Genomic DNA, 12,788 nt, shown 5'->3' with positions numbered 1-12,788 from the left:
TTTCCGGGTTTTTAGGGCAAAGCTGTCCCGAACCCCTGAAAAATCAGGGGTTTGTCCAGTTAAGCCAGTTACGAACTCAGTCGAGAGACGGAAGTACCGGCAACTCTATGGTCGCCAACGCACGCGCCTCCTCTGGCGGCACACCCAATGCCCGCAGTATCAGCTCGGCGGTATCAGAGCCCGACTCTCGCCACGTTCTGTGACCTTCCAGCACCAGGAAAATCGAGCCAAGAACGCTGCTCGATATGAGCGTCAGTACCGAGAGCAATTGCTCCTGCGCAAAGGTGTAGCGCCCAGTGGAAAGTCCGTTCAGAAGATCCGTAGTCGCTTGGCTGCTGAACATTTCGCGCAACGAAGAATTGCTCATGGCGAATTTGTGGATGAACGCCCCCCACTGGGAGTCCTCATGAGCTCGACGAATGAAGAACCGAATGCCATTGGCAAGGCGCTGAGCCGGATCGGAGAGGGAGTTGAAGCTCTTGTTGACGCGCTCATGCATCTCCCTCGCGAGATGACTGGCGACCGCCTCGAACAGGCTTTCCATGCTGTCGATGTTGCTATAAACCGTTCCGCGCGCCACTCCCGCCTCTTGCGCGAGGTCGAGGATGTTCACTTGTGAGGTGCCTCTTTCAGCGAACAGGCGAAAAGCGGCTTGATGAATGCGGCGCTGTGTTGGATTCAGGGATTCCACGGTTCTCTCTCCAGGATTACCTCATGGATCAATTGAACACTCGTGTTCATTCTTAGTCAACCCTGTTTTTTGAATCAGGTCCGATTCATCATGATGCAAAGCGCTGCATCCCTCGTATTAACCGCGCTTAAGAGGGATGCGGCAAGGTTTATGGGGGGGGCTGGGATTTCTCCATACTGAAATTATTGAACGCATGTGTTCAATACAAATCTCAGCAAGGCCGTCAAACCGGCCCCTGTAAACCTTGGCGGGCCGATGATGACATCGGGACTAGGGTAGCGGCTTACCGGCGATTCTCTTGGCTCTGGCAGGTGTTACGCCCAGAGCCTTGAGAATCATCTCGGCGACCCGCTGGTCGTGTTCCGCCACTACACGCCCTTCGACAACCGAGCGCATGGCTCCGGTTGTGCACGATACGACCATGTCCAGGGCGATCCCCTCGTCCTCATAAGTGAAAGTGCCCGCGCGCAGGCCTTCACGCAGGTCGCCAAGCACATGGGCAGCCAAGCGCGAGCGCATGGCCTGATCGGAATGGATGATGCGCAGCAGTGCGTTGGCCCATTGATGGTCGTACGCGGCCCGGCATACGAACATGCGCACACCAATCGAAAGCCGCTGTGCACCGCAGTGCACGCCCGAACTCAAGGCGGAAATGGCATCGGAGAACTCACTCGCCATGGCGATGCCAACCGCCTCGAGTACTTCGTCGCGCGTTCGAAAATAGTTGTAGATGGTGCCGTTGGATACCGCGGCCTCCGAGGCGACATCGAGCAGTGCAATCTCCCCCACCTCCTTACGTGCGACAAGACGCAATGCCGCATCCACCAGGCCGCGACGGGTGCGTTCACGCTTCTTGTGCCCCCGAGTGAGAGGCTCTTGCTCAGTTGCTTCTGAAGGAAAAGTGGGGGAAGGCATCTTCAGGCTCTTAATCGAGGGGGCTCGTTTATGGTAATGGAAACGCTATCGGCTGTGGCGTCGGCGCTAGCCAACAGGCCCATACAGTCTCGAACGAGACTGCCTGCCTCTACGCCTGGGGCGTGGTGCATGATGATACGGTCGGGGCGAACCGCAACCAGCGTGCCTTTGGCAGCCAGCGGCAGGATGCCATGGTTCAGGTCTTCGATGAAGTCGCAACCGCTGCCGGAGCGCTGGCCGCAGGGTCCGATCTGCAAGAAGTGGCCTCCCATTTTGTCCCAGGAAACGACCTGAGCAGCGGTCAGCAGTGACAACGGGTCAACACCGAATCCAACCAGGGTCAGGTTGTCTCCAAGAGCATCGTCGCTCAGTTGGATCTGCTGTTGCATGTTGCGAACCCAGACTTGGGGAAACAGACTGCCACGAACCAGCTTGTCGCCACGACGATGCTGCACGAACAGACCCTGTTTGAAGATGTTCTTTGGCTTGATGTCCAGCTGCTCGAAGTACTTTCTGGTTGCGGGAGTCAACGCCAGCGTGCGCATCAGGCCGTGGATGAAGAAAGCGGCGACCTTGTTTCTCGGCATCACCAGGCGGCCCATGAGTTTCGCCAGATTGATCATCGCCTGGGCATGGGGGCGACGCTCTACGTCATAGGTTTCGAGTATTGAAGGCGCGGCTTGACCGCGAAGGACCCACGCCAGTTTCCAGGCAAGATTGGCTGCATCGCGCAGTCCCGCTACGAGACCTTGCCCGACAAATGGGGGGGTGATGTGGGCTGCATCTCCCGCGAGAAAGATGCGTCCCTTGCTGAATCTGTTACAGCAGCGCGCGTGGAATCGATATACCGCCTTTCGCTCGATTTCCAGCTCCTGCGGATTGATCCATGGCGCGATCAGTCGGGCTATGCTTTCGGGGCTTTCCAGCTCTTCCCGGGACTCGCCCGGGTGTAGCATGAACTCCCAACGCTCCCTTCCGCCGGGAGCGGGCATGTGCGGCGTTGGACGCCGTGGATCACAGATAAACTCAACGTGATCGATGGCTGACTTATGCCGGTTCTTGGCATCGACAATCAGCCAATCCTCACCATAGGTCTGTCCTTCGAATTCCTGGCCAATCAGTGCCCTGACCCTGGAGCTTGCGCCATCCACACCTACCAGGTATTGGGCGCGAACGGGATACGCCTGGCCATCATCGCCCCGTACGGTGGCGACGACACAATCTGACTCCTCGACCAGATTCTCGAGCTCGAATCCTCCCAGGCTGGTCACTGCCTTCAGCCGGGAAACCTGGCTGCGCATCGCGTGTTCGAGGTCGGGTTGATAGAAAGTCACCAGTTTGGGATGGCCGTCGATGCATCCCGCGGTATTGGCCCGACCGAATTGCCCGAGGACCGGGGAGTGCATCCTCACTTCAGGGATAGCGATCTTCTCGAAAGCGTCTTCCGACAATCCGGCGAGTTGCAGGATGCGAAGCGCCTCGTTATCCAGAGCAATGGCGCGGGGCATTAGTAGGACGTCATGGGTCTTGTCCAATACCAGTGTCTTTACCCCATAGCGGCCGAGCAGCGCCGCGATTGTCGCCCCTACCGGACCGTTACCGACGACCAGCACATCGACAGCGGTGGGAGGCAGTTCGGTACCTTTCTTGTTGTTGTTCATCTCGAGCCTTTGTTGTGATTGAAGTCGTGAGACGTAGAGATCTCATCGTCAGGCAAGGTGAAGGTAAATAATATTGAGGAATATTTCAATATTGATATTTTTGTCATTAATTTTCTGGGATCATTACCGCACCGTGATGAGCCCATGTGAGCTATGCCGAGAGCCAGTTTCCGACCGGTGAGGCTTGGCTTCTGAGTCGATCAGCGTTGTTATTGGAGTGACCACGTGCCATGCCTCACGAGGGCACACCCATGTTTTAGTCTTCAGGAATCCAACGTGGCGCGTCCGCAGTCCCATCCGAACCCAGTCCAGCTCCGCTTCGTCGAGTTCGAACTCGACGAAGCCAACGCCTGCTTGTCACGCAACGGAGAGGCCGTGGCGTTGGCGCCAACTCCCTTCACACTGCTGTGCGTCCTTGCACGCCAGCCGGGATTGCTGGTGACCAAGGATGCCTTGCTTGATGCCGTGTGGGGGCATCGGTTCGTCAGCGATTCGGTGCTGAAGACGGCCATCAGTGATCTGCGCAAGGTGCTGGGCGACGACCCCAAGCAGCCCCGCTATATCGAGACTGTGTCGAGGCGCGGATATCGCTTCATCGCCGCGCCCTCCCCTGCACCTTCGATGCCGCCTGCATCCGCGACGGTGCCGGCGGCTGGCGCGCACCCGTCACCGCCATTCATCGGTCGCACCGACGAGATTTCAAGACTGCAACGGGCGTGGGAGCGAGCGGATGGCGGCCAGCGTGCCGTGGTCTGGCTCGCTGGAGAACCGGGGATTGGCAAGACCGCGTTAATCGAGCATTTCCTCGCCAGCCTTGGCGGCATTACCTGCGCACGCGGCCACTGTGTGGAGCACTACGGCACCGGCGAGCCGTACCTGCCGGTGTTGGAGGCGTTGGCCGATCTGTGCCGCAGCGACCCTGCCCTGCCGACGCTGATGCGCGTCGTGGCGCCGACCTGGTTGCTGCAACTGCCGTGGCTGAGCACCGCGCAAGAGCGAGACGCGTTGCGGCGCGAGCTTGCCGGCATCGGTCCGGATCGCATGTTGCGGGAAATGGGTGAACTGCTGGACCGCTACACCGAGCAGCGGCCGCTGTTGCTGATAACCGAAGACCTGCACTGGAGCGATCGGGCGACGGTCCAGCTCATCGACTATGTGGCGCGGCGACGTGGCCGCACTCGGCTTATGTGGCTGGCGAGCTTCCGCGTCGCCGAGGTAGTGGCGCTCGATCATCCGCTCAACTCGTTGCGCCACGAACTGCGCCTGCAACGTCTGTGCGAGGAAGTGGTGCTCGATTCATTCTCGGAAACCGAGGTCGCTGACTATGTCGCGCTGCGTTCGGCCTCTCTGGCCCGCGATGAAGCCTTCGTGCGTGCCTTGCACGAGCGCACCGACGGTGTGCCGCTGTTCGTGTCGTCAGTCATCAGCGAAGTGATGGACACCACGGACGACGACGCCACCATCGAGGCCCGGCTGGCGGGGATGGCGGCTCCCGAGAACCTCGCGGCCATCATTGATCACTACATCACCAAGCTCAAGCCGGAGCAGCGTGCGCTGCTCTCGGCGGCAGCGGTATGCGGAGTCGAATTCCGGGTTGAGACGGTTTCGCTGGCCCTCGAACGCGACCTCGCTTCTGTGGCCCACACCTGCGAGGAACTGGTGCGCGAGCAGGTGTGGCTAATACGGTCGCGGGCCGCCGAACCTGAAGAGACGGTGGAGCTACCTTACTCGTTTCGGCATGCCCTCTTCCGCCAGGTACTGTACGACCGCACGCTGCGCTCATTGCGCACCCACCTCCATCGCCAGGTTGGCACTGCCCTCGAACGCGAGCGCATGGCCGGCGTGCCGGTTGCTGCCTCGGAGCTGGCGACGCACTTCGATCGGGCCCGGCAGCCGATGACCGCGTTGCGCTACTACGCCGAGGCCGCGGAAGCCGCGCTGCTGCACTTCAGTCCGACCTTATGCATCGGTCTTACTGAGCGCGCATTGGTCCTGCTGCGGCAGGCACCAGAAGGGATAGAGCGCGATACGCTCGAAATTACCTTGGCCACACTGCAGGGGGTGTCGGCTTTCCACACGTTCGGTGTCGGCAGCGAAGCCAGGAACGCATTCGAACGCGCGTACACGCTGCTAGCCGATGTACCCGAGCATCCGATGCGCGGTCGCCTGCTGCACGGATTCGGCTATCTGCTCGGTCTGCGCGGCGACTATGCGCTGGCGCTGGAGGTGGCGGAACGCGCCGAAGTCCTCTCGTGCGAGGCGAACGATCCAGTGCTCATGTTGGTGGCGTGCATCGTGCAGGGCGAGGTGCACCATCTCCAGGGTCGCACGCAGGCAACCCGCCGTTGGCTAGAGCGCGCCCTCGCGATCGCCGAGCCGCTGGACATCGGGACGAACGAGATCTTTGCGGTCGATCCTCAGGTCATGCTGCACGGTATGCTGGCCATAGAACTCGTGCGTTCTGGCCTGGTTGAGCAAGGCCGGGCCCACATGCAGCGGGCGCGGACCCGCGCGCAAGCGCTTCGCCAGCCCATGACCTGGCTGGTCGCCACCTGGCAGGAGGTGCTGATCGAGGTGCGGCTGGGGAACCATCTGCGTGTAGCCGCGCTGGCTGACGACATGCAGAAGTTGGTCGATGAGTATTCGCTCGCACTGGGGCGAACGGCTTGTCGCTGGTGGCGCGGCTGGGCCGACGCGCGCAACGGTGCACCGCGCGACGGCTACCGTCGCATCCGTGAGGCCTATGAAGAACACACCGGGTTTGGAATGCGCTCCGGTGCCAGCGAGGTGCTCGGCTACGCCACCGAGGCGCTGCTGCTCGCAGGTGATTGCACCGCAGCGCAAGTCGAGCTGCTGGAGGCATTTCGGGTGAGCGAGGAACTGGGCGAGCGCGTATACCTGCCACAGCTATTGCTGCTGGAGGCAGCGATCTCACGAGTACAGGGTCAGCCCGACGCCAGCATCGCTGCGGTGCGGTGCGCGGTTGAAGAAGCTCGCGCCCAGGAAGCACCGTGGCTGGAGCTGCAAGCGCTGGTCGAACTGTGCGAGCACCCTGACGCTACGGCCGAGGACCAACAGGCATTGGCCGCGCTGGTTGACCAGTCACCCGAAACTGACGGAACCGAGCTGGCGAAACGGGCGCGCTCGCTGATTCACGCTGCCAAGCCGGCTTGAAGCGACGCAATTTCTCTGCGGTAAGGGTTACTGTCCCGACCGAAGTCTGACCTTTCGCTTACGACTCGCCCCAGGGAACCGCTTACGCTGTCGTCGAACTTTCCTGCCCCCCCCTGGCCTGCGATGATCCTGAACCCTGAATCCAAATACCCGAGCCGCCGCTCGTACGTAGTGAAGCTGCGTAGCGACGCCGCGCCGGAGGCCCTGGTGGGCCGCCTCGAAAACCTGGTCACCGGACGACAGCGCGAGTTTTCGTCAGCCGAAGAGCTGCTGGAGTCGATTGCCTCGGACCTCGCGTTGGCAGCCGGCGAGCACACGGCCGATGCCGTCGGCGAGTGACGCCTCCACCACGAACGAGCGCTCGATATGGCGACCGAACGGCGACCCTTCGCTGACCACTTCGCGCACCCCGGGCCCTACGCTGATGCCACCTCGAATCTACACGAGTCCAATCCGATGCCGCGACTTCCAACTCCCCATCCGCTGATCCGCTACGCCGGGCAGGCGCCCCTGCAACATGCCGAACGCCTGCTCGGCGTCGTCGTTGGTGCGGCACTCGCCGCGTCTATCGCCATGGTCTTGACTGGTTGCTCCACGGAGGTCGTCAAGCCGTCGGTAGACCTGCCGGCCAAGTTCGCCGCGAGCACGACCTCCGAGATGGAACCCGAAGCTGCGTGGTGGAAGACTTTCAACGACCCGGTGTTGACGGATCTGGTGCGCCGCGCGATGCGCGAGAACCGTGATGTCAAGATCGCCGCCGAGCGCGTGCGCACCGCTCGCGCCGGTGAGACGATCAGTAACTCCTGGCTCTTTCCGAGTGTCGGAATGTCCGCCTTCGGCTCCGACCGTAGCAGCGGCTACGACACTGCCAAGAAGCAGGGAGTTCCAGACACCAAGACCGTCGGCGCGGGTCTGGACGTCTCGTGGGAACTCGACCTGAGCGGACGCCTGCGCGCTGGAGCGGCAGCGGCCGAGGCCGAGGCATTGGCTGCGGAGGACGGCGTACGCGGCGTGCGTCTGCTGGTGATGAGCGACATCGCCAGCAACTACTTCACGCTGGTCGGCGCGCTGCGCCAGGCCGAAACATTACGCGAGATCTCGACGGCTCAGGACGAGACACTGCGCCTGGTTAATGCACGCCACCGTGTAGGGCTGGCAACCTCCTTCGACGTCGAGCGCGCACAGACCGATGCCGCATCGGCGCGTGCGCAGATCCCTCCGTTGGAAACCCTGGCGGCTGTGGCGCGGCACCGCATCGCAGTCTTGATCGGTGACCAGGCTTTTAACGCCGCGAGTATCCAGCCCTCCCCTATCAACGTGGTTGCACCCGAGGCTCGCCAGGGGCAGCCCGCCACCTTGCTGCAACGTCGGCCTGATGTATTGGCGCTGATGGCGCAGCTCGATGCCGCCAATGCGCGCCGTAAACAAGCCGCGGCCGAGTGGTTTCCGCGGCTGTTCCTCGGTGCATCCTACGGCCGCCAGGGCCTTGAGCTGAATGGTCTGGATCTCGGTGCCGCCCGCTTCACCAACGTGGTCGGTCTGCTCGCGATGCCGATCTTCAACGCCGGGCGCACGCGCGCGATCAACGAGGTCGCCGAGAGCGGCCAGCGTGAGGCGCTACTGCGCGTCGAGGACGGCATTGTGCGCGCGCTCGAGGACGTGGAGAACGCCCTCGTCACGCAGACGCAAGAGCGTCAGCGCGCCCAGTCGCTGCAGTCGGCCGCCGAGTCCGCGGAGGCTGCGCTGAGCCACGCGCAGTCGCTCTACGATAGAGGGCAGATCGACCTGTTGCCGCTGCTGGACGCGCAACGGGCGCGCCTGGCGGTGCGCCTGAGCGCCAACGACAGCAACACCCGACTGCTGCTCGATAGCGTGCAGCTCTACAAGGCACTGGGAGGAGGCTGGCAGGTGTTCGAACAACCCGCTACCCACACCGCAGCCAGCCAAGCCAGCCAAGCCGACCGGCCACCACTTTCCTAAGCAACTGCCGTTTTTCAAAGAGGAACCGTCTTGAAAACCTCCCTTACTGCGGCCGGCGCCTTGGCCGTAGCCGTCATGCTGTCCGCGTGTAGCCCCGACCAGCCAACCGTGCAGGCACCACGACCGGTGCGAACCGTTGAAATCAGCTACGACAATGCCCGCGACATCAGTCGCTACGTGGGCACCGTACAGTCGCGACATGAAGTCGACCAGGCCTTTCGCGTGGGCGGCAAGATAGTCCAGCGCAACGTTGATGTCGGCCAGTTTGTGCGCGAAGGCAGCATACTGGCTGTGCTGGATGACAGCGACTACCGACTCGCTGAGCAAGCGTCGCGACAACAGTGGACGGTTGCCGTCGAGCAGACGCGTCAGGCCGACTCGGACCGCCAGCGCCTGACTGCGTTGAAGGCTGACGGCTCGGTCAGTGCGGCCGACGCCGAGCGCGCGCACACAAATGCTCAGACCGCGCATGCGAACGCCGAGGCTGAGGCGCGAAAGCTCGAGCTCGCGCGCAACCGGCTCAAGTACACGGTGCTGCGCGCCTCGCGTAGCGGCGTCATCACGGCTGTGAGCTTTGAGGCCGGGCAGGTCGTGGCGGAGGGCCAATCGGTTGTCTCGGTTGCGAATCCGGATGAATCCGAGATCGTCATCGACGTGCCCGAGGATCAGTTGTCCGTCTTCAAGGACGCGCAGTTCAAGGCCTCGCTGACCAGTGCGCCGAACGAGACCTTCGATGTCACGCTGCGCGAGCTGTCGCCGCAGGCTGCGGCGCAGACGCGCACCTATCGCGCGCGACTTAAGCCAATGCAGGCGCTGCCGCTGGGCGCCACCGCCACTGTAATGGCCAGGCGCGTGATGACAAGTGTCTCGGTGGCGGCGGTGCCGGCTACGGCACTGACCCAAAGCGGTGGCCAGCCGGCGCTTTGGGTAGTCACGCCTGTGGGCAAGGATCCGGTAGGTATCGTCGAACTGGAGCGTGTGGCAGTTTGGGGCTACCGCAGCGACGAGGTGCTCGTTTCCGGGCCGCAGGCTGGCGCATTGGTCGTCACCGCCGGGATCCAGAAGATGACGTCCGGATTGAAGGTCGCGCTTCCCGGCGCGGCGATTGTTGACGCGAACACCACGCAGCAGGCCGCCCGATGAACAATCTCAACCTCACCGACTGGGCGCTGCGCCATCGCGCCATTGTCCTGTTCGTGCTCATCCTCGTCGCGGTGGCCGGCGCCTTCAGCTTCACCAGGCTCGGTCAACTCGAGGATCCGAACTTTTCCGTGCCCTCCATGACCGCCATGGTCATCTGGCCGGGCGCCACCGCCCAGCAGTTGCAGGACCAGGTCCTCAACCGCATGGAGAAGAAATTCGAGCAGATCGACAACTTCGAGAAAGTGGTCACCTACGCGCGGCAAGGCTACGCTGGCATGACGCTCACCGTGCGCGGCGGCACCTCCAAGGCTGACCAGCGCGAGGCCTGGTACCAGGCGCGCAAGAAACTCAACGACCTGAGCCTCGAGATGCCTGACGGCGTGATCGGCCCGATCCTGAACGACGAGTACGGCGACGTGTACGGTCTGATGTACGCGGTCAAGGGCGACGGCGTCGGCCACGCCGACCTGTCGGACGCGGCCGAGGACATCAAGCGCCAGATGCTGAAGGTGCCGATGGTCAAGAAGATCGATGTCATCGGCAAGCAGGCCAAGCGTGTCTACGTCGAGTTCTCGCACGAACGCCTGGCAGCGCTGGGCATTACACCGTTAGCCATCGCCGAAAGCCTCAAGAGCCAGAACGCCCTGTTGCCCGCAGGCCAGATCGACACCCGCGGCGACCGCGTCATGGTGCGCGTAAGCGGCCAGTTCGCCAGCGAAGAGGCTATCCGCAACGTACCCATCACCGCGGGTGGCCGGCTGATCAAGCTCGGCGACATTGCGACCGTTACCCGTGGCTTTGAGGATCCGCCGACCTACACGGTGCGCCACAACGGCCAGCCAGTGCTAATGCTCGGCATCACGATGACCAGCGACGGCAACATCGTGGACCTTGGCAAGGCGATGGACACGGCAGTCGCCAAGATCCAGTCGGAACTTGCGCATGGTGTAGAGCTGGAGCTCGTGGCCGACCAGCCAACCACGGTGAAGGACGCCATCCTGGACTTCGGGCGCGCGCTGGCCGAGGCGCTGATCATTGTAATCGCGGTGAGCCTGGCCAGCCTGGGCTGGCGAGCCGGCCTGGTGGTCGCGACCACGGTGCCGCTGGTGCTGGGCGGCGTGGCGCTGGTGATGCTGGCGATGGGCTGGAACCTCGAGCGCATCTCGCTCGGCTCGCTGATTATCGCGTTGGGACTGCTGGTGGATGACGCCATCATCGCCATCGAGATGATGGTGGCGAAGATGGAAACCGGCATGGACCGCGTGAAGGCGGCCGCCTTCTCCTATCAGTCCACCGCGATGCCGCGCCTGACCGGCGCGCTGATCACCGTCGTGGGCTTCCTGCCGATCGGCCTCTCGAAGTCCACCACCGGCGAGTACGCGGGTGGCATTTTCTGGATCGTCGGCACCGCGGTGCTGTTCTCGTGGATCTGTTCCGGCATTTTCACGCCGTACCTGGCGGTCAAGATGCTGCCCAACGACTTGGGCAAGCACCAGCACAGTGATTTGTACGACACGAAGTTCTACCGCAGCCTGCGCCGCCTGATCGACGCGGCCATCGAGCATCGCTGGGCGGTCATCGGTGCGACGTTTGGCGCTCTGGCGCTTGCTCTGGCCTGTATCAAGCTAGTGCCGCAGCAATTCTTCCCCAACAGTTCGCGTCCTGAACTGGTTATTGACCTGCGCGTCAAGGAAGGCGCCTCGTTCGCCGCGACGACCGAGCAGGTCAAGCGCATGGAGGAGATCCTGGCGAAGGACAAGGACGTGCGTTTCTATACCGCCTACACCGGCGCCGGCGCACCGCGCTTCTATCTCTCGCTCAACCCCGAGCTGCCGAATCCGGGCTTTGCCCAGTTCGTTGTGATGACCAAGGACCTGGATGCACGCGAGCGAGTACGTGAGCAGCTGATGACCTCGGCTGACCAACAATTTCCGCAGGCATGGGTGCGCGTGACCCGGCTCGAGTTGGGGCCGCCTGTCGGCTACCCGGTGCAGTTCCGCGTCGTAGGCCCCGATACTCAGGTGGTGCGCCAGATCGCCCGCGACGTGGAGAAAGTGGTTGCGTCCAACCCGAAGGTGCGCGACCTCCAGCTCGACTGGAACGACCCGGTGCGCACGCTGAAAGTGGAGCTCGATCAGGACAAGGCGAGCGCGCTTGGCCTCACGCCGACCGACGTGTCGCTAGCGACCCAGGCCGTGATGAACGGCGCAACCCTGTCGCAGCTGCGTGAGCGCGAGGACCTGATCGACATCGTGGCCCGTGCCGTGCCTGAGGAGCGCTTGAGCCTCGACACACTGAAAGACATCAACCTCTACACACGCCAGGGTACGGTGGTGCCGCTGTCGCAAGTCGCACAGGTGCGCTCTGAGCTGGAAGAGCCGGTGCTGTGGCGCCGCAACCGCGATATGGCGATCACGGTGCGTGCCGACGTGAAGGATGGCGAGCAAGGTGTATCGGTGACACAGGAGATCCAGCCGTTGCTTAAGGATATCGAAGCGAAGCTGCCGACCGGTTACCGCATCGACGTGGGCGGTGCGGTGGAGGAAAGTGACAAGGCGAACAAGGCGCTGCTCGCGGTGGCCCCTCTGATGCTGATCACCATCCTGCTGCTGCTTATGCTGCAACTGCAGAACTTTTCCCGCATGTGGATGGTGATGCTGACTGCACCGCTGGGCCTGATCGGTGTGGTGCCGGCACTGCTAGTGTTCCAGTCGCCGCTGGGTTTCGTCGCGATCCTGGGCATCATCGCACTGGGTGGCATGATCATGCGGAACGCGGTGATCCTGATCGATCAAGTGCAGATCGAGATCGCCGAAGGGCGCGACCCGTGGAATGCTGTTCTGGATGCTGCCATTCACCGGGCTCGTCCGGTGATGCTGACGGCGCTGGCGACCGTCCTCGCCATGATCCCGCTAACGCGCAGTGTGTTCTGGGGGCCGATGGCAATAGCGATCATGGGCGGCCTGACCGTGGCGACGCTGCTGACGATTTTCTTCGTCCCGGCGTTATACGCCGCGTGGTTCAAGGTGGGTCGCCAGACGACCGCTGGCACCCAGCCGTTGAGGGGGGATACCGCGCTCGCTTCTGAGTGATGAGTGCCGTGGCGTTGTGCTCCCGACCTCACCGCGATTAGAAAGGCTTGCTCAGCGCCGTTTCTGAAAACAACCGAGGTCAGTCGCGAGGTTCTGCGAACGTTACGCTCTTTCGCCCCCTCGCGGTTCACA

The 12,788-nt window shown here is 62.6% G+C and carries 8 protein-coding genes; 5 read left to right on the top strand and 3 right to left on the bottom strand.

What is annotated here, in order from left to right; genetic code table 11:
- Positions 1-76 precede the first annotated feature (76 nt).
- From CKW07_RS06935 to CKW07_RS06925, 3 genes are all read right to left on the bottom strand, one after another.
- Positions 77-691: a TetR/AcrR family transcriptional regulator gene (locus CKW07_RS06935; RefSeq protein WP_095144202.1), complete on the bottom strand. Its 615-nt coding sequence runs from the start codon at positions 689-691 to the stop codon at positions 77-79.
- Between the two features lie 270 nt (positions 692-961).
- Positions 962-1,606 (bottom strand): TetR/AcrR family transcriptional regulator, encoded by a 645-nt coding sequence (locus tag CKW07_RS06930; RefSeq protein ID WP_095144201.1) that lies wholly within the window; start codon positions 1,604-1,606, stop codon positions 962-964.
- Between the two features lie 2 nt (positions 1,607-1,608).
- Positions 1,609-3,267 (bottom strand): bifunctional 3-(3-hydroxy-phenyl)propionate/3-hydroxycinnamic acid hydroxylase, encoded by a 1,659-nt coding sequence (locus CKW07_RS06925; RefSeq protein WP_095144200.1) that lies wholly within the window; start codon positions 3,265-3,267, stop codon positions 1,609-1,611.
- Positions 3,268-3,543: 276 nt separating this feature from the next.
- Here CKW07_RS06925 and CKW07_RS06920 point away from each other — a divergent pair, with 276 nt between their 5' ends.
- The 5 genes from CKW07_RS06920 (at position 3,544) to CKW07_RS06900 (ending at position 12,656) form a co-directional block, all read left to right on the top strand.
- Positions 3,544-6,441, top strand: coding sequence for an AAA family ATPase (locus CKW07_RS06920; RefSeq protein ID WP_095144199.1), 2,898 nt, complete (start codon positions 3,544-3,546; stop codon positions 6,439-6,441).
- A 123-nt stretch (positions 6,442-6,564) separates the two neighbouring features.
- Positions 6,565-6,780 (top strand): hypothetical protein, encoded by a 216-nt coding sequence (locus CKW07_RS06915; RefSeq protein WP_095144198.1) that lies wholly within the window; start codon positions 6,565-6,567, stop codon positions 6,778-6,780.
- Positions 6,781-6,897: 117 nt separating this feature from the next.
- Positions 6,898-8,421 carry an efflux transporter outer membrane subunit gene (locus CKW07_RS06910; protein WP_095144197.1) on the top strand — a complete coding sequence of 508 codons (1,524 nt, stop codon included), beginning with the start codon at positions 6,898-6,900 and terminating at the stop codon, positions 8,419-8,421.
- 30 nt (positions 8,422-8,451) lie between these two features.
- A complete protein-coding gene (locus tag CKW07_RS06905) occupies positions 8,452-9,564 on the top strand; it encodes an efflux RND transporter periplasmic adaptor subunit (protein ID WP_095144196.1) in 1,113 nt (370 codons plus the stop codon).
- On the top strand, positions 9,561-12,656 hold the full coding sequence (locus CKW07_RS06900; RefSeq protein ID WP_095144195.1) for an efflux RND transporter permease subunit: 3,096 nt from the start codon (positions 9,561-9,563) through the stop codon (positions 12,654-12,656). Before CKW07_RS06905 ends, CKW07_RS06900 begins: the two co-directional genes overlap by 4 nt.
- The last annotated feature ends 132 nt before the right edge of the window (positions 12,657-12,788 follow it).

Origin of the sequence: Pseudomonas sp. Irchel s3b6 (assembly GCF_900187415.1) — a bacterium.
Taxonomy (GTDB): Bacteria; Pseudomonadota; Gammaproteobacteria; order Pseudomonadales; family Pseudomonadaceae; genus Aquipseudomonas.
This window is presented reverse-complemented; position numbering and strand designations above follow the sequence as displayed.